The following is a 22,919-nucleotide window of genomic DNA, read 5'->3' as shown; positions in this document are numbered from 1 at the left end:
AGAGTTACCTCTATTCGTTTTCTAGTGGTTCTAGTTTAAATTTGGATTAACTACCTGTCCTCTAGTAGGATCAGGAATAAATAAGCCAAGTCGTAGCGATCGCAATACTACTTCCCATACTTGGCGCATCTGTTCTTCGCCTTCCGTCCAATAGTCAAAGGTGAAGAGGACTTGGACATTACCACCAATACCAATCAGGATGCGAGAGGTGGCTTCCCGCTTCTCGGTTGCATCAATGTAGCGCAAATCTGTCCATACGAGCTTCATGCCATCTCGGTTAGCGCTAGTGATTTTACCTTTGGCTAGAATTTCGCGATCGTCATCATCAAGGATTTGTTGCAGGGCTTTTTTGAGGGGAAATGTATTCCAATCGTGAGGAGGTAAGCGATTAAAGGACATTTCTAACGCGCCTGTATCATCAGTTGGCTCAAAGTCATGGAAGCTAACGGACTTTTCTTTAAACTTAACAATCCAATCTTTGGGAAAATCAAATCGTACCGCTCCACGATCAGCAACAAAGATTTTGTAGCCTTCTTCTGACTCCCAGTTATGATCGCTGCGTAAAGTTAAGTCTTTTTTTCTCATGTTTTTGCATAAAAGTAGAGGAGGTCGCATTGCGACCTCCTCTACTTTATTTTATTTTTGGGAGAATGCGGGTAAAACAAAGGCGATCGCAATTCCACCGATAACAAGTATTTCAAAAATTAATAGAATCGTGCTAGATGGTTTGATTTGAAATCCTTTAAACCAAGAATTCGGCATATCTTCAGCACGGACTTTCCAATTGTAGATAGAGAGCAATAGTGGGAATCCACCTACCTTAGCGCTCATCAATAGATGCATTGCTATACCAACAATCATTAATACCCATGAAATCAAATGTCCGATATACCAAGCATGGTTCAATTCTTCACTAGGTAGCCAGATCTCTTGCATCATTCGACCTGTAATCACTGCAAAGGTCGCAGATAGAAGAATAAGAGTATTGGTGAGACGCTGTAGAGATATCCACCAAACTGGTTTACCCACTTCTGCAAGCTGTTTAAGTGATTGCTCCTGAACTAAGCGTCGTGAGCCTAGATGGAAGCAATATATAGCAAAAATTGGTAAGAGAATTAAGAATGTTAAAGCGATCGTACCGTGAATCCCTTGAGTATTAGGGACTATAGGTAAGTTAAGAGTTCCAAACCGCTTATCAAATCGGTCATAGACCATAAAACCTGTAATTAAAGAAGCGAAGACTAAGATGGCGATCGCACTATGCAATAACCGCAAAAGAATGGGCTGGTATGGGGCAGTACGCGACATAAACTTTTTGTTATGATTATGTGTGAATTACAGACAAAGTAGGAATGAATAAAAACCTAACAAGCAAAATTTTAGCCAATTTTAGCCATTGGTTTTACTGATCTTGTATTTAATATTATGATGCGTTTCACCGAGGGCACTGCTATTAGTGGTTCATTCATCGCTCAATCTCTAAAATGCCTGAGTTTTGGTAGTGGTGGGCTAATCACACTGATCTGTATTGCATTTGTAGCGGACTCATTTTTAAAAAGGATTCTTTAGGAGATAGAACGATGCTCAAGTTTATTATGTATTTCACAATGTTTGTAGGGGCGCTGGCGATCGCAGCATGGGTATCCCGTGAGGCTAGCTACTTCTTTAATAGCTTGTTCTATTATGTTCGCTACCATTGGCTGCCTTTTTTAGGCGGTGTAGTTTTAATCGCGATTGCCTACAAAGTCCTTAGCAGCAAGTCATGATCCAACATGGTAGATAACCTAAAGCGAATTCTCATGGCTTGCGATCGCCACACATTAGCAGGTCAACGCGATTATGCAATTTTGCAATTATTGATCGAGAATTCGCTAAAGCGGCAACAGGTAGCGGCAATTAGCATTGGCGATTTGGATTATAGGGGGCGATCGCTTCAGGTTCAGCGTCGCTATAAACGTCAGGGGCAACAAAATCAAGCGGAAATTATTAGTCTTAGTTTGGACACAGCCAACGCACTACAAGACTGGCTAAATTTGATTCATATTGAAGCTGAGAACGAGGAAGATTCTCAAGCACCACTATTTATATCTCTGGATCGTGCGAGTTATGGTCATAGACTGACGGGAACTGCCATCTATGGCATAGTCAAACGCGCCGCAGCTAATGCAGGGCTTAGCGACGCGATCGCTCCCGAACAATTGAGATTTAGCCAAGCAAAACACGCCTTAAATCAAGATTTTGAGACACAAAATAAGACTATAGTTGCGACGCATGAGACTCAGTTGAGATCAAGCAGTGTATTAAGATTAGAATATGAGAATCAAAATAGGACTTATTTAGATACTAGTGAGACTCAAATAAGCAAGGTTCCTTATGCTCTAACAGAATTTAATCCAGACATTCTCACTTCTCTCCTAGCCGACAAACGGAGTCTTAACACCAGACGCGCCTATGAGAAGGATTTGCGCTACTTTTTTCTTGCCGCCTATGGACAGAAGCCCACGGAGCCAGTGATTGCTCAGTTTTTGCAGTTAAATCGATTTGAGGCGATCTCGATCGTGTTGCGATATAAATCCGACTTAATAGCTCAAGGCTTAAAGGAATCGACAATTAACCGTCGCTTGTCTGCTCTCAAGTCCTTGGTAAACTTCGCCGCTAAGTTAGGGAAATGCAATTGGAACCTCGATGATATCCAAACTGAGACAGTCCAAACCTATCGCGATACGACGGGGATTAAGCCCGATGGTATTCGCACAATGCTGTTACAAATAGATAGAACTACTATCAAAGGCATACGTGATTTTGCGATTTTGCGACTACTTTGGGACAATGCCCTACGTCGTAATGAAGTTGTTAGTGCGAATATCGGTGATTTTGATTTTGAAGGGCGATCGCTCCAAATTTTAGGTAAGGGACGTGGCTCTCAAAAGAGTCTCATTAGTCTTAGTATGGGAACGACTAACGCAATTCAAGACTGGTTATCTCAACTTAAGACAAGAAATAGCGATCGCCCCTTATTTCAATCTCTCGATCCAGTCAATCACGGGCATCGATTGACTGGCACAGCGATTTACCAAATTGTCGATCAACTTGCACGAGACTCAGGAATTACTAAAAAAATGTCTCCCCACCGTATCCGCCATTCTGCGATTACAGCAGCCCTTGATGCAACTAACGGCAATGTTCGCAAAGTCCAGAAACTATCCCGACACAAAAAACTTGATACCCTCATGCTCTACGACGACAATCGCACCAATATGCAAGGCGAAGTATCGAGTTTGTTGGGCGATTTGATCTAGCTAAGCGCAATTAAATAAAACCTGTGGCGCACGCTGCGCGTGCGCCACAGGTTTTGGCTTAGAGTTTGTATTAAGGCTATCTGTATCAACTCCCAAAAACAAAGTAATATTACTTACGGTCTTCGTCTAGAGATGTATAAATATGATGCGAATACTGGCCTTGGTTCCTGGTGGAACTGGCGATCAGTTACTATTTTTCCCGACACTGGATACCCTCAAACAACAGTATCCTAATGCCGAGATTGATGTGATAGTCGAGCCTCGCTCAATGGCAGCTTATCGCGTTTGCCAATCTGTGAACCGAGTCCTCAAGTTTGATTTCAAAGATCGCAACTCTTTGGCTGATTTTGGTAACTTGCTTGGGACAATTCGCGATCGCGAATACGATGCAGCAATCATTACTCAGCCTAGTTTCTCAGTCAATATCTTGTTATGGTTAAGCGGTATTCCCAAGCGAATATCGTTTGCGGGACAGGGTGACTTTTTGCTAACGGATATTATTACTGCCGATCCTGAAGAATATGCCGCAGTCCAAAAGCATAACTTGCTAATGGCAATCAATATCCAAAAGCTTTGTCCAACCATTAAGGTTACTTTGCCCAAAAATGATTTGGATTGGGCTGCTAGCGAACAAAAACGTCTTGGCGTTCAACAAAGTGGGTTTATTCTGCTGAATTGCGGTGCTTTTGCCAATTATCCTGCGGAGAGTTGGGCTACGATCGCACTGGATATGCAGACTAAACTACCTAACTTACCAATTGTGGCGATCGATAGCGTTAATAATGCCGATTTACTGAAGAACTTAACTGCTAAGGTTCCTAATCTCTTGATTACTAGTCCGACCGATATCGGCAAACTAACCGCTTTTATTGCTTCGGCAAATCTATTTATTTGTGCTGAAGGCGATGCTATGCAACTGGGAGTTGCAGTTGGTACGGCTCTAGTGGCGATTTTAGGAGCAAATACGATCGCTGGTACATTACTGCCAATCGCTGAAAAGCGGATCAAATATGTGCAGGCGATCGCAGGGCAGCCCCTCAATGCGATTTCACCACAGACAGTCCTAGCCAAAATTTGGGAAGGATAATTAATTCATCAAAAAGGCTCGCAACGCGAGCCTTTTTGATGTTTGCCCAAAAGCTTTAAATTAAGCCCGAAAAAAGTTTGCTCTAGTCATGACAATTCACAGCATATAGTGGTATATCTCAACTATTGAAGACAAATTGGTGGGCAAAAAGGTGATCAAGATGATCAAAATGATCGCTCTAAAGACAATAGGTTTATCAACATGAAACCGTTAAGACTTCCTAGCAGATCTGCATGGGCGATCGCCGCCAATTATGTCGCTAGCACTATTGTTATAACTAGCTTTTCTCTAATAACCGATAGTTTAGGCAATCAATCAATGGTGATCGCCCAAACTATAAATCCTGCAATTACTTGCCCACAGATCACAAATCGACGCTATGTCGTCATGCTGGATCGCCCTGCCAACGCACTGCCCCAGTTGCCAGAATTTCTCGCGATCGCCGCCGTACCATGTAATTATCTCAATGCCTCCATGACTTTTTTTGGAGGTTTTGACAATGCCCAAGCTTCGACATTTCGCGCCAACCAACTACGAGCATTAGGGCTAGATGCAGTTGTACATTCTTTCTCTGCAAAGGTGAAAGACATTCCTGCAAACCTACAGGCGGCTGTGATTTTGGTGGAACTGAACAAAGAGCCAAATATGGCAATTCAACAGGTGCAATCCCTATCTGGAAAGAGTGCAGTTCTTGCCACGTTTAGTAATCGCTCCGTACTTTTAGCAGCTCCACTAGCAAGTCAACAAAGTGCCAATGCGATCGCATCAAAGTTGCGTGGACAAGGATTGGCAGCCCAAGTAATTGGCGCTTCGTTAATTGCCTCTCCTATTGCGTCATCAAATCGTTCTGTCCCTACAAATTCCGTCCCAACTTCCACAACCACTAAGCCCAGTTCTAATGCCACGATTTATCGAGTGCTAGTTCCCAATACAAATGCTAATACCTTAAAACAAGTCCGTGAATTTGCTCCCGACGCTTTCGTAACTATTTTTAAAGGGAGATCCTATGTGCAAGTGCGAACCTATCGAGATCGTGGCAATGCTCATCGTGAACGAAATCGCTTAAATGCTCGCTTTGCAGGAACTATTTTGATTCAAGATTAAAGCTCAAAATTAAACCTATGGCTTCTGGTTCCAAATCTTTAACTAGTAATGATGATTTGCCAGCCTACACTGTACGTGTAAGCGATCGCGCCAAGTCTGTACGTATTTCACTTTCCGTAGAAGCAGGTTTAGAAGTAGTTATTCCTGCTGATTACGATCATCACAAGGTTCCTGAACTGATCCAAAAAAAGCGTGATTGGATTGTTCGCAATCAACTCAAACTTGAGCAGCGTGAAGCTTTTTTTCAGTCACAGGCTCCCCATGAGTTGCCTGATCACATCAATTTGCGATCGCTGGGCGAAGAATGGCAGATTGAGTATCAACAGGTTTCGACAAAATCAAGGGCGATCGCCATCCAAGAAAAGAAATCTGAACTAAAGCTAGTCGTAAAAGGCAATATTACCGATATCGAAGCTTGCAAATTTTTTCTAAAGCAATGGTTGATGCAAAAGGCGGAAAAACATTTATTCAGTTGGTTACGCAAAGTCAGTACCCACGCTAAGTTGCCCTATCGCACTACCGCCGTGCGTAGTCAAAAGACTTTATGGGGTAGCTGCTCTGGCAATCGGAATATTAGTCTCAATTACAAACTACTTTTTCTTGAAGCTAATGTTGTTGAATATGTCCTAATTCATGAGCTATGTCACACAGTTCACATGAATCATTCCGATAAGTTTTGGAAATTGGTCAGTAAATTTGAGCCGAATTATAAAATATTAGATAAATCTCTTAATCAGGCATGGCAAATTATTCCAGCATGGCTAGATTTTTAACCAGCAAAGAATTGCTGGCTTGGGTTTGATTGCCCAAGAATAGGGTTGCGGTGTACATACAAGTTATCAGCTATAGCGTGAGTTACTAATGATCCCCCCCCCAGCCCCCCTTAAAAAGGGGGGAGAATTTAATTCTTCCCCCTTTTTAAGGGGGATTGAGGGGATCTAAACCCTCAATCGTAGACAGAGAAACTTGTGTGTACAAGGTAGATTCTTGGAAAGGAAGGAAGGAGATATTTTTTAAAGTTGCTGAATTTTTAAGACTCATCCTTTAGGGAGATTTTCTATTTATTTACTTTTGATTAGTTGGCGATCAGAATACTTACTTAAAAGTGTCACCCCATAAGTAAATAGGGGATTTGGTTAATGCGCTAAAATGCTCCTTAAATGAGATTGATGTGAGCGAACTCACAATACATAGGTGAATCGTGTCTATGGGGATTTTAAGTTAAGCACTATACTGTCATATTGAAATTGACAAGTGTGAGGTATGCATTATGACTGAAACAAAACCAAATTTACTACCAATTATTGGTGGTGCGGCTGTAGTAGTAGCTGGGGGCGTAGGTGCTTATTTCTTCTTCAATAAGCCGTCGATCCTTCCCACGGCTAGTAGTACATCGGGAACACTTACGGTTGTTCCAAAGCAATCTTTGATGGCTATGTCTATCTCCACCGATGAAGCCGCACTGTCCAAAATAGAGCAGTTCCTGTCTCCAGAAACCAAAAAACTCTACGATCAAGCGATCGCTGAAGTCAGGAAAAATCTCTCCTCAGGTGACGTTGACTACGACAAAGATATTAAGCCTTGGGTCGGTAAAAGTATAACTTTCGCAATTTTACCTTCAGAGAAAACGGCTAGCCTTGTACCAAGAAAATCACAAGCGGCTATTCAAAATCGCTATGTACCGATGAGCGATACAGGTTCGATTCAGTTTGTACAGGACAAAGCTGCTCCTGAAACCCCTGAAGCAAAAACTATTCCTAATATTTTGATCGTGGTTGAGGTTAAAGACAAGGCTGGTGCTGAGAAGTTTTTGACCGAGAAAATCAAAACTAAGGCAGGTGGCAAAGAAAAGCAGTCTGACTATAAAGGTGTGAAGATCACCCAATATGGCGAAGGTAGTCAGGGTAGTGTAACCGCCATGGTTGGTGATTATCTGATTGTTACCCCTCAAGAACAAACAACTCAGAAAGCGATCGATACCTTTAAAGGTGAAGCTTCGTTAGCAAGTGCCGCAAGTGCCGATGATCTCAAAATTCAAAACCCTGTTGCTCAAGTTTACATTCCTAACTTCGGCACATCAATTGTAGAGCTAGCAGCACTAAATCCTGAAGCTCAGACCATTCCCCCAGAGTCACTGGAACAATTGAAGCAGGTCAAATCTGTGAATATGGGATTTGGCATTGATGATGCAGGTATTCGCTTCAAAGCCCTTGGTAAGTTTGATCCTGCGGCAATTGCTGCCCTCAAAAACTCACCTAATAAGGTTATGAGTCAGATTCCTTCCCAAGCGTTTATGGTAACCACGGGCTTTAATATCAAGAGTTCATGGGAGCAATTTGTAAAGTCGGCAGATAAAAATCCTGAAATCAAGAAAGGGCTTGATGAAGTCAGAGCGCAACTGAAGTCTTCTCCATTGGCGATCGATCTCGACAAAGATATCTTTGGATGGATGGATGGCGAGTTTGCCCTAGCTTCTGTAGCTGGTAAGACCGAAGGAATTTTGGCGCAAACTCAAGGGCTTGCACCTTTACTAATGCTGCAAACTACAAACCGTGCTGCTGCTGAATCTTTGTTCAAGAAACTGGATGATTTTGCGAAGCAGAATGGTGCAACGGTAGCCCAAAAAGATGTCGGTGGAGTTTCTGTTACTGAATGGTCTGCGGCTGGGGCTGGTGCGATCATAGCCCATGGTTGGAGTCAGCCAGACACTATCTTCCTAACTGCTTCTCCGATTGTGTCACTGTTTGTACCCAAACCTGCAACTGCACTCGATGCTGATGCTACCTATAAGTCAGTAATTAGTACTTTACCTGCTAACAATGTTGGCTATTTCTATATTGATGCCGATCGCACATGGAGTATTGTTCAAAGCTTCATGCCTGCTGCTGAGAAAGAAAAGACTCCTCCTGAAGCAAAAGCTTTGATCGAGTCTATCCGAGGTATTGCGGCAACTGCGACCTATCCAAATCCAGATACTGCTGAATTTGAAGTGATCTTGGCTCTCAAGAAAGGCGGTAAGTAAATAAAGCACAAAGTGCTTTCTAAGCAATAAAAAAGACGCACTTTGTGCGTCTTTTTTATTGCTGTTCTAAATATTTTTTACCCCAAAGATGCATTGCATCCAATACAGGCTGTAAGGTTTTGCCTAAATCCGTGAGCGAATATTCAACCTTGGGCGGAACTTGCATATATACTTCGCGATGAATTAAACCATCATGCTCCATTTCTCGTAGTTGTTGAGTCAGCATTTTTTGAGTAATGCCACGTAAACTGCGATGCAATTCACCAAAGCGCCTTGTGCCATTAAATAATTCGTGCAAAATCAAAACCTTCCAGCGTCCGCCGATCGCATCAAGGGTAGCCTCCACTGGACAACTAGGGCGATCGCTCTGGTAAGTAGCGATACAATCCACTTCAGATAAGGAATTTAGGGTAAAAGTATCAGAATAATTTTCCATAGTATCTTTTTGGTATGTACCTTACAAAAAAGTGCATACTTTACTTAAAGAGTGTGAGTCAATTATATTTGATTTATAGATGTCGCCACCTAATATTTGGACAAATCAAAACCCAAAAAGGAGGCGATCCTCGCCTCCTTTTTGGGTTTTATGTCCTAACAAACTTGGCGACAGACATATTATTAACCAACGCATTTGGACAGAACTCATGAGTGAACCTAAGATTGCTGACAAGAAACCTGTTGTATTGGAATTAGAGCCTAAAACTTATTACTGGTGTACCTGTGGAGAATCTACCAACCAACCTTACTGTAATGGCGCACATAAAGGAACAGAATTTACCCCTCTTGCCTTTGAAGTGAGCGAAACTAAGAAAGTTGCACTTTGTCTATGCAAACATACAGGCAATGCTCCATTCTGTGATGGAGCGCATACAAAACTTTAATTCATAATTTGCAGCGCCTTTGGCGCTGCAAATTATGAAAAACAACTATCAGAGATAAAAATTATGTTGACTATTCGTAAATCAGAAGAAAGAGGACATGCCAATCACGGTTGGCTCGATAGTTATCACACCTTCTCCTTCGCTAACTATTACGATCCGCAGCATATGGCTTTTCGCTCATTGCGCGTAATTAACCAAGATCAGATTGCTGGTGGCAAAGGCTTTGGAACCCATCCCCATCGCGACATGGAAATCATTACCTATATGCTCGATGGAGCTTTAGAGCATAAGGACAGCATGGGCAATGGCTCAGTGATTCGTGTGGGTGATGTGCAAAGAATGAGCGCAGGCACAGGAATTACCCACAGTGAGTTTAATCCTTCAGCAACAGAATCTGCTCATCTATTACAAATATGGATTTTACCGAATCAAGAAAGTGTCAAGCCCAGCTATGAACAAGTTTTTTTCTCAAGGGAAGAAAAGCTCAATCAGTTAAGGTTGATCGTTTCACCCGATGGACGCGATCGCTCCGTCAAAATCTATCAAGAGGCCTATGTTTATGCTTCCATTCTCGAAGATGGTGCAGAAGTTGTGCATACAGTTAATCAAAATCGCTATCCATGGATACAAGTAGCAAAGGGTAGTGTATTAGTAGGCGATCGCTTGCTAAATGCTGGTGATGCTATTTCAAGCGATCGGGTTGGCGATTTAAAATTGATTGGTAAAGGTGATGCGGAAATTCTAGTTTTTGATTTGGCTTAATCCCATAGGAAGAAAGGCGGCGCTTCGCGCCGCCTTTCGTTATGACTTGACACATGGCTGATAACAGCTAACAGTTTGATAATCACTTTGCCATGTAGATAATGGCTCTAATTCGTTTTTGATATAGCGCGAGGTTTTCACAACCCAACCCGATAGATACTGTGGATTTGGTGGATGTAATTGTTTAATTATTTGGGAATTTACTTTTATTTGCCAAGGTTTTGGTGCAGACCCCCAAAGACTTGACTCAACTTTACCTTCCTCTGCTAATACTTGAAATCGCAGTTGCAAAGGGATTTGGCTATGATTACGAATGATCAGATCCTTATATCCATTTGCGACTGCGGCATCTTGACCTAATTCGTAAAATCTTGATTCTCCATAGGCATCAATACTATGGCAATGCCGTTCTAAAATCTCACATCCTGCGTACAGAAAGGTATTAAAAACATTAGTAGCAATCAGACACAAGCCTCCGCCCACGTCAGTTAGCACCTGACCACGCACAAATACAGGAGCTTCTCGAAACCCATTGGCTCTAGTTGGTTCGCCAATGCGATCGCTAAAACTAAAAATCTTTTGAGGAGCAATATGAAGACAATGAATCCTTTGAGCCGCAAGTCGTAAGTTCCAAATTCGATTAGCACGAATCTCTAATGTGCCGCGATCGGGAATAGGCGTAATAGATTCTATCCATTTATGCTGGTATTGGTCAGCAACATCAGGATTTTGGCAATTAGCATAATGGAATGGATAACCTTTGACTAAAGCTTTGGCATATTTGAGACCATTACGAATTGGCTTTTTGAAATTTTGCCAGACTTGGTTCATGTCCTAAACTCTTTAGATTTGAGTTTTATGTGTCCTAACCAATTTTCACATAAAATCTATTCAAATATTGCAATTATAGAAAAGCAAGTTTTGCTTAGGATATAAAGCCCAAGAAGTGAGTGGCGGCGCGAAGCGCCGCCACTCACTTCTTGGGCTTTGGTAGGGTAGCGCTTTGCGCTCAAATCAAAACCCAGAAATTTTTTAAAAGTGTTGCAAAGCAACACTTTTAAAAAATTTCTGGGTTTTGATTAATCTATAATTGCTATAAAAATCCAATATTCTCAATATCTAGAGACAAATAATAACTGTGGGCGCAAATAATCAGACCAAAGATCAGCCAAACTTACTATCAGATCATCAACAATTAATAAAGAAACCCAAAATTGTATTGACAGGCGGCGGTACTGCTGGTCATGTTAGCCCCAATCTTGCTTTACTTTCGAGTTTGAAAGCTGATGGCTGGGAAGTTATATATATTGGTTCTAATCATGGGATTGAGAAACAACTTGTTGCCGAAGTTGGTATTCCCTATCACGGTATTTCGTCGGGTAAATTGCGCCGCTACTTTTCTTGGCAGAACTTCATCGATCCTTTTAAAGTAATTAAGGGCATATTTGATGCTTTTTTTGCGATCGCCAAAATCAAGCCTCAAGTAGTATTTTCTAAAGGTGGATTTGTCACGGTTCCCGTTATTTTTGCAAGTTGGCTACAACGGATTCCTGTGATTATTCATGAATCAGACTTTTCTTCTGGTTTAGCCAATCGTCTATCAATTCCCTTTGCAACTAAAGTCTGTGTCACTTTTCCTGAAACTGCTAAACATTTAGCAAAGTATGCTCCCAAGGTTACACATACAGGCTTACCAATTCGTCCTGATATTCTCCTAGGAAATGGAGAAAGAGGAAGAGCATTTTGTGGATTTAATGCTGATGATCCAGTTCTATTTGTGGTCGGTGGCAGTACAGGTTCCACAAAAATCAACCAATCTATCCGTGCTGTTTTAGCTGAGCTTACACAAAAGTATCAAGTTGTTCATGCTTGTGGCAAAGGCAATCTTGATATCAATCTCAATGTAAATCCACGCTATCAACAATTTGAGTATTTAGGAACAGAACTTGCCGATATTTTAGCGATCGCTGATTTAGTCGTGTCACGTTCAGGAGCCAATGCTGTATTTGAGTTTCTGACTTTACGCAAACCGAATTTACTAATTCCTCTATCAAAATTATCCAGTCGCGGCGACCAGATCCTCAATGCCAAGTCTTTTCAAGCCCGTGGTTATAGTGCTGTTCTGTTTGAAGAAGATTTGACGAGTGAGAGTTTACTCAAGGCGATCGCTGATCTTGATCAGCGTCGTGATGAATATATTCAGAATATGCACCAAAGCGAAGATGCCAATGCGATCGCTCAAATTGTACAGATTATTAAAAGCGTGGCTTCGCCACGCTTTTAATAATCTGTGATGTTTACGGAACGCTGAGAGTGTGGCTTGGAGACCAAGCCCCTACCTTTACAAATATGTAGGGATTTGGTCTCCAAATCCTCTTTTACAGCCATTTCCGATCAAACGAACCACAAGAATAAATTTGAAAGCGTTGCGAAGCAACGCTTTCAAATTTATTCTTGGTTCGGGTTTGAACGCAAAGCGTTGTAAGGTTAATAATCTTTATTCGCGACGTGTTGGTAACTGACCTTTTTTGAGAATATCGATCACTGCTGTATGGCGCTTAAGATCATTGTGGACTTGTTCATAAATTTTGCGATCGCTACCTTTAAGCCCAATCACACCATATAGCCGTACATTCCCAACTCTACCCTTAAGCGCATGTTCTCCAAAACCAACAACATCGATTTCGTCCTTGACAATTTCGTAAAGCGCTTCTGTAATAACAATATCTGTCTCCAATTCCTTAGTCATACCTTCAACACGACTTGCCACGTTGACCGTATCGCCAATAACCGCATATTCAAGACGACGAGAGGAGCCAATATTGCCGACAGTTACTTCCCCATAGTTAATACCAATCCCATTCGAGAAAGGGATCATATTTTCAGTTTGCCAAACTTTACGCAGTTCCATTAGAGCCAATCGCATATTTAGAGCAGCATTGATCGCATTCATTGCATCGGCTTTCTCTCCTCGCGAAACAGGTGAGCCAAACTCCGCCATAATCGCATCACCAATGAACTTGTCAATTGTGCCTTGATACTCCAAAATCGCATCCACCATACCACCCAGATAAGTATTTAGTTGATGGATTAGCACTTTGGCAGGAAGGCGACTAGATAGCGTCGTAAAGCCACGAATATCGGAAAACAGCACCGCAGCTTTGATTGTGCGCCCCTCTAGAAGATCGCGAAAACTGTCAGGTTGATTGACAATCTCTTCCACAATTGGCGCAGCGACATAACGCTCAAGGGTGCGACGCAGCAAGATTTTATCAAATTGAGCAGCTATCGAACCTGTCGTCAAAAGAGCCACTCCATTTAAGCCGATCGCGATTGCAGGAATTGCTACAGGTAAAATCGTACTGGCGTAAATGAAGCAGACATAACCAATCCCAAACCAAGCGATCGCCATGCCAAAAGCGCCTAATATCTGCATCAGTGGTCGCTTAAATCGGCAGAGAATACCACCTGAGATTCCCACTAGCAAAAGGGTGAAAATACCCTGCTGGATTGGATTAGCAAATAGCCCTGCCATGCTTTTACCTTGCATGAGCGTAGCGATCGCATTGGCATGAATCTCAATTCCCGGCATTCGCCCCATCGCTGAGTTTTGGATATCCTGCTTTGAAGCTGCCGTTGCCCCGATCAAAACAATTTTGTCTTTAAAAAATTTACCACCCTGAAGTTGTTCACTATTCCAATTATATGGATCAACCACATAATAAAATGGAATCTGTTGTTGAGCATTTGTCCATGTATCAGCCCCCCCAAAAAAATAAATCCCATCACCTTTAGGTTTGGGATAACTAATCTGGGCGACATTCAAAATCGCTGCCGCGAAAGTTGGCATAATGGGCAAGCCGCTGTCTAATGGTGGCTGCACACCCAAACGGTGAATATTGCCTGTAACTTCAGGTTGAAAATTAATTAATCCTAGGGTATTTGGTTTTATTTGAAAAATTCCATCAGGTGAGGCAAGTTGCATAATATTTGCTTCACCAATTTGCGTAAATTCATAACTAGCCGCAAATACGGCGCGTTCTCCATACTTAGTGATCGCCGATTGAAATTTGTCATCATCAGCAGTCCCATGGTCGCCGGGAGTCACGAATAAAATATCGAAGGCTACTACTTTTGCGCCAGCTTTAACCAGTTTTTCTAGAACTTGAGCATAGACAATGCGCTTCCATGTAGTTGTGCGAAATGGTTCCAAAAATGGGCGAGTCTGAGGATCGTAAAATTCACCTTGGCGTAGTGAAAGATCATCGATCGCTAGAATCACAATATCCTTGGGAGGAGCGATCGGTCCACGCCAGTTAAAAAATGCCGATTGGGTCTGGCGTTCAAGGTTCTGCACTTCGCTTAGTTCTAAGCCCGTAGCGATCGCGCTGAGTAAGGCGATCGCCCCAACTAATGCATAGCCAACGAACTTAGGACTTGATAATGCTTTGAACTTCTTTTTGATATTGGCTTTCATCACATTTTTTCGATTTACTCACTCAAAATCTTAATACTAATTTTAAAATTGAGGGTAGATCTAAATTGGTTAGTTTTTTTTGATTTTTATAGATATCACATTCCCCTACCCAAAGATCCGTCTCTAAGAAACCATTTAAGCATCTCACCATAATTAAAACTAAAAACTTAGAAAGCTGTCCCGTCCGCATAGCGGACGGGACAGCTTTCTAAGTTTTTAGTTTACTTAGGAACTTTCTAGATCACCATCCCAGATTCCCCCGCAATAAGTTTTGCTTAGCAAAAAGATGAGTGGCGGTGCGAAGCTCCGCCACTCATCTTTTTGGTATTGAAAGATGGAAGAATTTTCTACTTCCACCTTTTTAAGGGGAATTGATAGAGAGCTTTAGTAACTTGCGCTTCTACTTAGACTACTTTTTCTTTGTAATGCTGTTGAAATATTCCTTAGCCTTAGTGAAAGCATACTGAAACTTATCGCCAATAGTAGGCTCTGGAAGTACCGCAACTGTGATTTCCTCATCAGGAAATTCCTTCAAACGATAACCATATTCAAGATTTTCTTTATACTGCCGCAGAATAGGGTAGAGACGAATTGCCCCCTTAAGCAGAGAATCTTCCTGTTGGAAAATGGCGCGACTAATGAGGTTACTGCGTTCCACTGCCATCGAACCCGCAGGAACCCAATCTTTTCCCTTGATGCGAATGTAAATATTGAACTCAGGCAAACCTTTCTCTTTCATCTCGTCGTATTTATTAGCAGCGACTTGATGCTTGTTGGGAGCTTTTTTCTTTAGCTTGGGCTGTCCCGTACTTTTTGCAAATCCAGTCGATTTAGTTACAGACATAGCTTTACCTTTGATTTTTAAAAATAGTTTTTAAGAATTTGATATATGATGCTTTGCAACGCCTATCAAACTTTTATAGTTATTAAGTGTATTTACAAAAGTTTACTTTAGTAGAGGATGTAAGCACAATCATTCTTTAGGCAAACAATTTTCGAGATATTCACCATCGGACAAAAGTGTTGTCACGCTTTCGTTAATAAAAAAGCCGTCCTAGGGCGGCTTTTTTATTACCCTTCTTTCAATTGGCTAGAGGGTGAATCTAGGTCAAAGAGAACTTGTAACATTTGCATGGCGCGGCGGCGCGTCTCGATGTCCTGTTGAGCGCGAAGCTGCACCATTGGATCATGCAAAATTTTATTGATGATGCCGCGAGTCATGCTCTCGATCACATCTTGATGCTTATCAGCAAAATCATTGCCGAGTCGAGATAGCGCTTTTTCCATCTCCTGCTCACGGATGATTTCCATCTTTTGACGCAGCTTGCTGATCGTGGGGACAGTCTCAAGCGATCGCCACCAGCTATCAAACTCCGCCACACAACCTTCCAGCAAAACCTCAGCTTGCATCGCCATTTGACGACGACTTTCTTGATTCTCGGCAACTACGGCTTGCAAATCATCAACGTTGTAGGCTCTGGTATTCGGCAACTCGTTGACATCAGAACTAATATTGCGCGGTACAGAAATATCAACGAGAGTTAAGCCAGTGTGATTTGAAGCGATCGCTTCAAGATTTTTACGACTCAGAATTACCTCTGTAGAAGCAGTACTCGTAAACACAAGATCAGAAATTGCTACACAATCCAGCATTTGATCCAGTGGACGGATATCGAACTCAGCATTGCTAGTTTCAAATTCCTTAAGCATGGCCGCAGCGCGATCGCGCGATCGATTAACGATCGCAATCTTTTGAGCACCCTTAGAAATTAAATGCTTGACTAACAGGCGGGACATCTTGCCAGCGCCAATGATCGTAGTGTGTTTATCCGATAAATTTTGCAGCTTAATTTGAGCGAGTTCTACTGCCGCCGAACTAATTGACACTGCACCCGTACCAATTTCAGTCTCAGTACGGACGCGCTTACCTGCTGAAAGAGCTTGTTTAAAAAGTTGATTAAGAATCCGACCTGCACCATTGTATTGCTGGGCGATACGATGGGTATTTTTGACCTGAGCGAGAATTTGACCTTCACCAAGTACCAGACTATCTAAGCCAGACGCAACCCGCATCAGGTGAGTTACGGCATCTTGGCGGAGCAGAATAAACAGATAACGACGTAGGTACTGTAGAGGTAGTTGGCTAAATTCCGAAAGAAACTGCATAATTTCACGAATACCACCTTCGGCTTCGCTAGTAACTACATACAACTCTAAGCGGTTACAAGTGCTTAAAATTGCAGCTTCTTCAATATTCGGATAGCTCATCAGTTGAGCGATCGCTGCTTCCATGCGATCTTCGGGAATACTCAACTTTTCCCGTACTTCCACAGTCGCCGTTTTATGACTCAAGCCAACAACTGCAATATTCATATCGTAAATGCGTTTCTTATTTAGGACTGGAAATAATTATCTTATTGGATGAGCTTATCAGGAGATAGCTACCAGTGTAGTAGGTACTTATTACTCCTTAACGTTCTGTAATATAGCTGCCGTCATTCTCTAAGCCCCTCAAAAAAGTAAAGGAAAGCGCGAAGCGCTTTCCTTTACTTTTTTGAGGGGCTTAGAATTACTAGCACCATAGATGCTAGTAATTCTAACTAAGTTATTAACGCAAATTAATAGTCTTAGGAGCATCACCAGTCAAGTGAATGGTGTCAACAAAGCGAGCAGTCTTCGATTGAGTTGAGATAACCAAAGACTGAGTACGGCAACCACCACCAAAGAAGCGGACACCTTCCATCAATGTACCTGGGGTAATACCACAGCCAGCAAACAATACATCTTTACCACAAGCTAATTCATTGGCATCATAGACCTTATCGCCATCTTCGATACCCATTTCCTTGAGGCGAGCCAAGTTACCTTCACGAGTCCACTTAGCGCTCTCAGGAGTGTTAACTTCGGCTGGGTCATAAACTAGACGACCTTGGAAATGTCCACCCAAGCAACGCATTGCGGCTGCCGAAATAACACCTTCAGGAGCAGCACCAATACCCATCAGAGCATGGATGTTTGTACCAGCGAAACCACAGCAAATTGCAGCAGATACGTCACCATCACTGATCAAACGGACACGAGCGCCTGCGGCACGGATTTCAGAAATCAAACCCTTGTGACGAGGACGATCCATAACTACGACGACCAATTCTTCGATCGAGCGATTTAAACATTCCGAAAGAATTTTCAGATTTTGGGTAGGTGTTTTGCGGATATCGACGTGACCCTTCGCAGCAGGAGGTGCAGCTAGTTTGTCCATATAAAAGTCAGGAGCGCGGAACAAGCCATTGCGTTCAGAAATAGCCAAAACTGCCATCGAACCATTTTGACCATAGGCGACAAGGTTTGTGCCTTCGCAAGGGTCAACAGCGATATCAATTTCTTGTAATTCTTCGATGGTGCAGAATTCGGCAGCATTTGGCTGTGTGCAGATACCAACTTCTTCACCGATATAGAGCATGGGTGCTTCGTCACGTTCGCCTTCACCGATAACAATGCGTCCACGCATATGAATTTTGTTCATGCGTTCGCGCATTGCTTCAACCGCTGCTTCGTCGGCTTCATCTTTTTTACCCAAGCCCATCCACCGAGAAGATGCGATCGCTGCCTGTTCAACGACCTCAATAATCTCAAGGCTGATTGTATTATCCATGCGTAGGAATCCTTACTTGTCTAAATTTTATAACTATTAAGCCTTTGTTATGCCCCAGAAAATTTCCAGAAACAGAAAACAAAATTAAGTTAGTTGTGACTTACTACACAACCTCGTAATTAAGTTTACAGGGCAGAAGGACAAATTAAAACCCAGAAGGAGGATGGCAACCCAGAGAGCCTACTTCATCCTTCTGGGGTTGCTTTGCTAATTTTGGTTAAGAAATGCTTAACACTGGTACGATCTATAGAGTGGGCTTTTCTCTTCTACCCAAACTAATGTATTGCGTATAACTGCTATGTTGCCAGACCATTCTGACCATTCTGTTTTTGCTGATGAGATGCCTAAGAACCTTATAAATCAACCCGATTTTGATGATCTAGATTTTAACAATGACATTGAGACGGATAAACCACAGGAAGCTTGTGGTGTTTTCGGGGTACTAGCAGCAGAAGGGGATGTTGCTAAACTTGTTTATTTTGGATTGTATGCCTTACAGCATCGTGGGCAGGAATCAGCAGGGATTACTGTCTACGACGATCGCGGCACGACCCATACTCACAAAGCGATGGGACTAGTTGCCCAAGTATTTAATGAAACGATCCTCTCAGAAATGAAAGGAGCTTTAGGGATTGGGCATAACCGCTATTCGACCACAGGTTCGAGTAAGGTTTGTAACGCTCAGCCAATTATCATTAATACGAGATTGGGCGATTTTGCGCTTGCCCACAATGGCAACTTAGTCAATGCTACTGAATTACGTGGCGAACTGTCAGCGCAAGGTCATGCCCTCGAATCAACTACCGATTCTGAAGGAATAGCCTTTGCGGTAAGCGAAGCCGTAGAGGAGGGTAAAAACTGGCAAGGGGCGATCGTTACGGCTCTGAAGCGCTGCCATGGTGCATTCAGCCTAGTGATGGCAACTCCCAATGCGCTTATCGGTGCTAGGGATGCCTATGGTGTCCGTCCTTTGGTGATTGGCAAAACCCCTGATGGCTCCTATGTCTTGTCTTCAGAAACCTGCGGCTTAGATATTATCGGTGCAGAATATGTACGTGAGGTCAAAGCTGGAGAGCTAGTGATCATTACCATGGACAAAGGGATTGAGTCTTGGCAATGGGAAGAATCACAGCCGAAGCTCTGTGTTTTTGAGATGATTTATTTTGCAAGACCCGATAGTGTCATGCATGATGAAAGTCTTTATACATACAGATTGCGAATTGGGCGAGAATTAGCTAAAGAAAATTTTGTGGAAGCCGATATTGTGATTGGCGTGCCAGATTCAGGCATTCCTGCGGCGATCGGGTTTTCACGAGAGTCAGGGATTCCCTACGGAGAGGCTCTGATCAAAAATCGCTATGTGGGGCGAACTTTTATTCAGCCCACCCAAGCCATGCGGGAGTCTGGCATCCGTATGAAGCTGAATACCCTTAAGGATGTTTTGCAGGGTAAACGGGTAATTGTGATCGATGATTCGATCGTAAGAGGAACGACGAGTCGTAAAATAGTAAGAGCATTGCGTGAGGCTGGTGCAACTGAGGTACATATGCGTATTTCTTCGCCTCCTGTTACTCACCCTTGTTTTTATGGTATTGATACGGACTCGCAAGATCATTTGATCGCAGCGCAGAAATCTGTCGATGCGATCGCCAAACAGATTGAGGTTGATACGCTTGCGTATCTCAGTCACGACGCAATGTTAAAGGCGACACAAATTGATACCACGCATTTTTGCACGGCTTGTTTTACAGGAAAATATCCGATTGAAGTTCCTGATAAACTCAAGCGCACCAAACTTATGCTAGAAAATACGGCAACATGACCAAGATCCTCTTTCATCTCGCATTTCCAGTCAAAGATATTGCAAGCACCAAAGCTTTTTATATTGATGGTTTGGGTTGTTTGGCAGGACGCGAGTCAAGTGACTCGCTGATCATGAGTTTGTATGGTCACCAGTTGGTAGCGCACGTTGTTCATGAATCTCTTGAATCGCAACGTGGTATTTATCCGCGCCATTTCGGATTAGTATTTTATTCCGAAAATAACTGGATGGCTTTATTAGAAAAAGTCCATGATAAGCGCCTTAAGTTTTATCAAAAGCCAAAAGTTCGCTTTGTGGATACACCTTTGGAACATCGAACTTTTTTCTTAGCTGATCATTCAGGAAATATTTTAGAGTTCAAGCATTACAAGTTTGAAACTGCCATTTTTGGTGAGACTGATTTTCACGAAGTTGGTGATGCTGACTTTGCTCAGCAGGTTCCTGTAGTTACGCACTAGCCGAAAGGAAGTTGCTTTGCAACTTCCTCTGAAAACCAAAAAGAGATGGCGCTAGCGCCATCTCTTTTTGCTTGGGTATTAATACCTTCTTTTAATTTTTTACGAAGCATTTGCAGTTGTTTTTTCTTTTGGCGTTGGCGTGCTGAGCCACCTTTACCTTTATCATTTCTACCTTCTTTGCGTGGTGATTCCCATCGCTTTAGTCTTTGGCTCATTACTATTTTTACCCATGTGATTGAATTTTTTGGAAATAACTTATCAATTAGTAAATTAAAAATTGATAATTAGTAATTGATAATTACCAGTTCGTAATTACCAATTCAATATACGTTAGCTCACCTAGAAATTACTATCACTCTTTGGAATGAGTATGTGTGGTTGCAAGAAGCATCATTCAAGCTGATTTTAAGCTAATTTTTGTTTGATTTCTTCAGGGTTTCTAAAGCCGATCGCGATCGCCTTACCATCTTTAACAAATAAAGGACGCTTGAGCAGCATCGAATCCTTGGCATAGGCTTCAATCCATTGAATATGTGACCATGTTTCTTTTTCAGAGCCAAGCGATCGGTAGGATTGTCCAGAGGTATTTCGCATTACTCTTTCTCCTAATGCATTTACCCATTCAGCGATCGCCGTGCGAGTTGGGGGATAGTCTTTAGTATTGATAAATTCGTAGGCAATTCCTTGATTGTCTAACCAAGCGATCGCTTTTTTGCAAGTCCCACAATTGGGTATGCCATAGATTTGAATAGACATAAATTTACTCAGATTATGACTTAAAAAAATATAAGAATAAAAAATACAGGAATATGTAAGCCCACTCTTTCAGTTTTTTTGGCTATCTATAGCTATTGTATGGCAAGAAATTATAAACCCCAAATAAATGGCGGCGGCACTTCACACCGCACAACTAATTCTTGAGTGGGAAGGGAGTAAGACATAGTTACTAGGTTATATTTTTAAATAGCTTGCTGACCCACCACCTTCTAGATATAATTCATGAAACCAATCGTCAGTCTTCTACATACCTCTAGCTACGAAACTGCATCCTTGATGACAGCACTAGAGACCGTACTTGCACCCCTAGGAGGTATGTCCAGCATCGTCAAAGCAGGCGATCGCGTTCTCCTCAAGCCCAACTTACTCACAGGCTCACGACCCACCAAAGAATGTACCACTCGCCCCGAATTGGTGTATTGTGTCGCTAAAATGGTACAAGAAGCAGGCGGGAAACCATTTTTAGGAGATAGCCCTGCCTTTGGTAGTGCTAAAGGAATTGCCAAGGCGAATGGCTTATTACCCCTTGCCGAAGAATTGGGCTTACCAATTATCGAGTTTCATGGCAAACGCTACGCAACCGAAGGCGAAGGTGAACTGCAACATTTGCGTCTAAGTAAAGAAGCGATGGATGCAGATGTGGTAATTAACTTACCTAAGGTCAAGTCACATATGCAACTGACCCTAACCCTCGGTGTCAAAAATCTATTTGGTTGCGTCCCAGGCAAGATGAAAGCTTGGTGGCATATGGAAGCTGGTAAAGATGTCGAGCGATTCGCACAAATGCTCATCGAAACAGCAAGAGCAATTAATCCTGAACTGACAATCCTTGATGGTATTGTCGGACATGAAGGGAATGGTCCTAGCGCTGGAGAACCAAAAGAATTAGGGGTTTTAGCGGCTTCCTGTGATGTTTTTGCACTGGATCGCGTTATGGTGGAGATCCTTGGAGTTAAACCTCTCGATGTACCGACAGTTGCCGCCGCGATCCGCACAGGACTTTGTAGCGATCTTGATGCAATTGACATCATCGGCGATCCGATCGCTCAATTGCAAAGCAGAGATTGGAAACTACCAGAAACGATGATGGCGATCGACTTTGGAATGCCCAGAGTCTTGAAATCGACCTTTAAACATCTCTATATCAAGTTCATCAAAGAACCGCTCAGCACCTATGCCCGCACTTAACAGCCCACCGCTAATCTTAGTGGTCGAAGATGCCCCTGACAACCAAGTTTTGGTAGAACAGGTGTTTCTAGATTCAGGCTATCGCGTCACTTGCATCCAAGATGGTCAATCAGCGCTAGATTGGCTAGTAACTAATCATCCTGATCTGATTTTGCTAGATTTATCTTTGCCAGAAATCGATGGATGGGAAGTAGCCCGACAACTCAAAGCGAGCGATCGCACAGCTAATATCCCTATAATTGCGGTCACGGCTCATGCGATGAAAGGAGATAAAGAATCAGCGATCGCTTCTGGTTGTGATGATTATCTGACAAAGCCATTAGACATTGATTTGTTGGAAGCCTGTGTGAAGCGATGGCTAGATAAGCAATAGGGTTAGGGGGTAGCTCT

23 protein-coding genes are annotated in these 22,919 nt (G+C 42.5%); 13 read left to right on the top strand and 10 right to left on the bottom strand.

What is annotated here, in order from left to right; translation table 11 throughout:
* Positions 1–30: 30 nt before the first annotated feature.
* Together VB775_RS01375 and VB775_RS01370 are read right to left on the bottom strand one after the other, a co-directional pair.
* Positions 31–585, bottom strand: coding sequence for a hypothetical protein (locus VB775_RS01375; protein WP_281008498.1), 555 nt, complete (start codon positions 583–585; stop codon positions 31–33).
* A gap of 51 nt (positions 586–636) precedes the next feature.
* Positions 637–1,308, bottom strand: a complete 672-nt coding sequence (locus tag VB775_RS01370) for a cytochrome b/b6 domain-containing protein (RefSeq protein ID WP_190575301.1) — start codon at positions 1,306–1,308, stop codon at positions 637–639.
* 272 nt (positions 1,309–1,580) lie between these two features.
* On the opposite strand from VB775_RS01370, the gene VB775_RS01365 reads away from it, so the two are divergent.
* The 6 genes from VB775_RS01365 to VB775_RS01340 all read left to right on the top strand — a co-directional run bounded on the left by VB775_RS01365 (position 1,581) and on the right by VB775_RS01340 (position 8,512).
* Entirely contained in the window at positions 1,581–1,766 is a 186-nt protein-coding gene (locus tag VB775_RS01365; RefSeq protein WP_281008497.1) for a hypothetical protein, read from the top strand.
* Positions 1,767–1,772: 6 nt separating this feature from the next.
* A complete protein-coding gene (locus VB775_RS01360; protein WP_281008496.1) occupies positions 1,773–3,299 on the top strand; it encodes a tyrosine-type recombinase/integrase in 1,527 nt (508 codons plus the stop codon).
* A gap of 142 nt (positions 3,300–3,441) precedes the next feature.
* Positions 3,442–4,386, top strand: a complete 945-nt coding sequence (locus VB775_RS01355) for a glycosyltransferase family 9 protein (protein ID WP_281008495.1) — start codon at positions 3,442–3,444, stop codon at positions 4,384–4,386.
* 201 nt (positions 4,387–4,587) lie between these two features.
* On the top strand, positions 4,588–5,490 hold the full coding sequence (locus VB775_RS01350) for a hypothetical protein (protein WP_281008494.1): 903 nt from the start codon (positions 4,588–4,590) through the stop codon (positions 5,488–5,490).
* Between the two features lie 17 nt (positions 5,491–5,507).
* Entirely contained in the window at positions 5,508–6,263 is a 756-nt protein-coding gene (locus tag VB775_RS01345) for a M48 family metallopeptidase (RefSeq protein ID WP_281008493.1), read from the top strand.
* A 497-nt stretch (positions 6,264–6,760) separates the two neighbouring features.
* Positions 6,761–8,512 (top strand): DUF3352 domain-containing protein, encoded by a 1,752-nt coding sequence (locus tag VB775_RS01340; protein ID WP_281008492.1) that lies wholly within the window; start codon positions 6,761–6,763, stop codon positions 8,510–8,512.
* Between the two features lie 55 nt (positions 8,513–8,567).
* Here the strand turns inward: VB775_RS01340 and VB775_RS01335 are convergent, their stop codons facing one another.
* Entirely contained in the window at positions 8,568–8,948 is a 381-nt protein-coding gene (locus VB775_RS01335; RefSeq protein ID WP_190575287.1) for a winged helix-turn-helix transcriptional regulator, read from the bottom strand.
* 208 nt (positions 8,949–9,156) lie between these two features.
* Between VB775_RS01335 and VB775_RS01330 the strand changes: the two genes are divergently transcribed.
* Both VB775_RS01330 and VB775_RS01325 read left to right on the top strand, forming a co-directional pair.
* Complete coding sequence (locus tag VB775_RS01330; RefSeq protein ID WP_281008491.1) at positions 9,157–9,393, top strand: CDGSH iron-sulfur domain-containing protein; 237 nt, start codon at positions 9,157–9,159, stop codon at positions 9,391–9,393.
* Between the two features lie 63 nt (positions 9,394–9,456).
* On the top strand, positions 9,457–10,155 hold the full coding sequence (locus VB775_RS01325) for a pirin family protein (protein WP_281008490.1): 699 nt from the start codon (positions 9,457–9,459) through the stop codon (positions 10,153–10,155).
* 39 nt (positions 10,156–10,194) lie between these two features.
* On the opposite strand, the gene VB775_RS01320 is transcribed toward VB775_RS01325, so the two are convergent.
* Entirely contained in the window at positions 10,195–10,986 is a 792-nt protein-coding gene (locus tag VB775_RS01320; protein WP_281008489.1) for a VanW family protein, read from the bottom strand.
* A 367-nt stretch (positions 10,987–11,353) separates the two neighbouring features.
* Here VB775_RS01320 and VB775_RS01315 point away from each other — a divergent pair, with 367 nt between their 5' ends.
* Positions 11,354–12,439, top strand: a complete 1,086-nt coding sequence (locus VB775_RS01315) for an undecaprenyldiphospho-muramoylpentapeptide beta-N-acetylglucosaminyltransferase (protein ID WP_407072970.1) — start codon at positions 11,354–11,356, stop codon at positions 12,437–12,439.
* Between the two features lie 213 nt (positions 12,440–12,652).
* Here VB775_RS01315 and VB775_RS01310 read toward each other — a convergent pair whose 3' ends face one another.
* From VB775_RS01310 to glpX, 4 genes are all read right to left on the bottom strand, one after another.
* Positions 12,653–14,632 carry a CHASE2 domain-containing protein gene (locus VB775_RS01310; protein WP_281008487.1) on the bottom strand — a complete coding sequence of 660 codons (1,980 nt, stop codon included), beginning with the start codon at positions 14,630–14,632 and terminating at the stop codon, positions 12,653–12,655.
* A gap of 409 nt (positions 14,633–15,041) precedes the next feature.
* Positions 15,042–15,476, bottom strand: coding sequence for an HHL1-like protein (locus VB775_RS01305; protein ID WP_281008486.1), 435 nt, complete (start codon positions 15,474–15,476; stop codon positions 15,042–15,044).
* Between the two features lie 227 nt (positions 15,477–15,703).
* Entirely contained in the window at positions 15,704–17,005 is a 1,302-nt protein-coding gene (locus VB775_RS01300; protein ID WP_281008485.1) for a glutamyl-tRNA reductase, read from the bottom strand.
* A 235-nt stretch (positions 17,006–17,240) separates the two neighbouring features.
* Entirely contained in the window at positions 17,241–18,284 is a 1,044-nt protein-coding gene (gene glpX, locus VB775_RS01295) for a class II fructose-bisphosphatase (RefSeq protein WP_281008484.1), read from the bottom strand.
* Positions 18,285–18,582: 298 nt separating this feature from the next.
* Between glpX and purF the strand changes: the two genes are divergently transcribed.
* Positions 18,583–20,106, top strand: a complete 1,524-nt coding sequence (purF, locus tag VB775_RS01290) for an amidophosphoribosyltransferase (protein WP_281008483.1) — start codon at positions 18,583–18,585, stop codon at positions 20,104–20,106.
* Positions 20,103–20,564: a VOC family protein gene (locus tag VB775_RS01285; protein ID WP_281008482.1), complete on the top strand. Its 462-nt coding sequence runs from the start codon at positions 20,103–20,105 to the stop codon at positions 20,562–20,564. Before purF ends, VB775_RS01285 begins: the two co-directional genes overlap by 4 nt.
* Here VB775_RS01285 and VB775_RS01280 read toward each other — a convergent pair.
* Complete coding sequence (locus VB775_RS01280; RefSeq protein ID WP_281008481.1) at positions 20,561–20,779, bottom strand: hypothetical protein; 219 nt, start codon at positions 20,777–20,779, stop codon at positions 20,561–20,563. The two genes, VB775_RS01285 and VB775_RS01280, sit on opposite strands and share 4 nt — an antisense overlap.
* 190 nt (positions 20,780–20,969) lie before the next feature.
* The gene (locus tag VB775_RS01275) at positions 20,970–21,320 is read right to left on the bottom strand and encodes a Spx/MgsR family RNA polymerase-binding regulatory protein (RefSeq protein WP_281008480.1); all 351 of its coding nucleotides are present in this window, start codon (positions 21,318–21,320) and stop codon (positions 20,970–20,972) included.
* Between the two features lie 243 nt (positions 21,321–21,563).
* Between VB775_RS01275 and VB775_RS01270 the strand changes: the two genes are divergently transcribed.
* Positions 21,564–22,529 (top strand): DUF362 domain-containing protein, encoded by a 966-nt coding sequence (locus VB775_RS01270; RefSeq protein WP_281008479.1) that lies wholly within the window; start codon positions 21,564–21,566, stop codon positions 22,527–22,529.
* Positions 22,516–22,902: a response regulator gene (locus tag VB775_RS01265; protein ID WP_281008478.1), complete on the top strand. Its 387-nt coding sequence runs from the start codon at positions 22,516–22,518 to the stop codon at positions 22,900–22,902. The genes VB775_RS01270 and VB775_RS01265 overlap by 14 nt, the downstream gene beginning before the upstream one ends.
* The last annotated feature ends 17 nt before the right edge of the window (positions 22,903–22,919 follow it).

This window comes from Pseudanabaena sp. CCNP1317, from assembly GCF_034931345.1.
Lineage (GTDB): Bacteria > Cyanobacteriota > Cyanobacteriia > Pseudanabaenales > Pseudanabaenaceae > Pseudanabaena > Pseudanabaena galeata.
The sequence above is the reverse complement of the archived record's forward strand: the minus strand, read 5'-3'. Positions and strand labels throughout refer to the sequence as shown.

Bases quoted from the DNA above. Each gene is read 5' to 3' on its own strand.
- VB775_RS01375 (WP_281008498.1), bottom strand. From the start codon at position 585: ATGAGAAAAAAAGACTTAACTTTACGCAGCGATCATAACTGGGAGTCA.
- VB775_RS01370 (WP_190575301.1), bottom strand. From the start codon at position 1,308: ATGTCGCGTACTGCCCCATACCAGCCCATTCTTTTGCGGTTATTGCAT.
- VB775_RS01365 (WP_281008497.1), top strand. From the start codon at position 1,581: ATGCTCAAGTTTATTATGTATTTCACAATGTTTGTAGGGGCGCTGGCG.
- VB775_RS01360 (WP_281008496.1), top strand. From the start codon at position 1,773: ATGGTAGATAACCTAAAGCGAATTCTCATGGCTTGCGATCGCCACACA.
- VB775_RS01355 (WP_281008495.1), top strand. From the start codon at position 3,442: ATGATGCGAATACTGGCCTTGGTTCCTGGTGGAACTGGCGATCAGTTA.
- VB775_RS01350 (WP_281008494.1), top strand. From the start codon at position 4,588: ATGAAACCGTTAAGACTTCCTAGCAGATCTGCATGGGCGATCGCCGCC.
- VB775_RS01345 (WP_281008493.1), top strand. From the start codon at position 5,508: ATGGCTTCTGGTTCCAAATCTTTAACTAGTAATGATGATTTGCCAGCC.
- VB775_RS01340 (WP_281008492.1), top strand. From the start codon at position 6,761: ATGACTGAAACAAAACCAAATTTACTACCAATTATTGGTGGTGCGGCT.
- VB775_RS01335 (WP_190575287.1), bottom strand. From the start codon at position 8,948: ATGGAAAATTATTCTGATACTTTTACCCTAAATTCCTTATCTGAAGTG.
- VB775_RS01330 (WP_281008491.1), top strand. From the start codon at position 9,157: ATGAGTGAACCTAAGATTGCTGACAAGAAACCTGTTGTATTGGAATTA.
- VB775_RS01325 (WP_281008490.1), top strand. From the start codon at position 9,457: ATGTTGACTATTCGTAAATCAGAAGAAAGAGGACATGCCAATCACGGT.
- VB775_RS01320 (WP_281008489.1), bottom strand. From the start codon at position 10,986: ATGAACCAAGTCTGGCAAAATTTCAAAAAGCCAATTCGTAATGGTCTC.
- VB775_RS01310 (WP_281008487.1), bottom strand. From the start codon at position 14,632: ATGAAAGCCAATATCAAAAAGAAGTTCAAAGCATTATCAAGTCCTAAG.
- VB775_RS01305 (WP_281008486.1), bottom strand. From the start codon at position 15,476: ATGTCTGTAACTAAATCGACTGGATTTGCAAAAAGTACGGGACAGCCC.
- VB775_RS01300 (WP_281008485.1), bottom strand. From the start codon at position 17,005: ATGAATATTGCAGTTGTTGGCTTGAGTCATAAAACGGCGACTGTGGAA.
- glpX (WP_281008484.1), bottom strand. From the start codon at position 18,284: ATGGATAATACAATCAGCCTTGAGATTATTGAGGTCGTTGAACAGGCA.
- purF (WP_281008483.1), top strand. From the start codon at position 18,583: ATGTTGCCAGACCATTCTGACCATTCTGTTTTTGCTGATGAGATGCCT.
- VB775_RS01285 (WP_281008482.1), top strand. From the start codon at position 20,103: ATGACCAAGATCCTCTTTCATCTCGCATTTCCAGTCAAAGATATTGCA.
- VB775_RS01280 (WP_281008481.1), bottom strand. From the start codon at position 20,779: ATGAGCCAAAGACTAAAGCGATGGGAATCACCACGCAAAGAAGGTAGA.
- VB775_RS01275 (WP_281008480.1), bottom strand. From the start codon at position 21,320: ATGTCTATTCAAATCTATGGCATACCCAATTGTGGGACTTGCAAAAAA.
- VB775_RS01270 (WP_281008479.1), top strand. From the start codon at position 21,564: ATGAAACCAATCGTCAGTCTTCTACATACCTCTAGCTACGAAACTGCA.
- VB775_RS01265 (WP_281008478.1), top strand. From the start codon at position 22,516: ATGCCCGCACTTAACAGCCCACCGCTAATCTTAGTGGTCGAAGATGCC.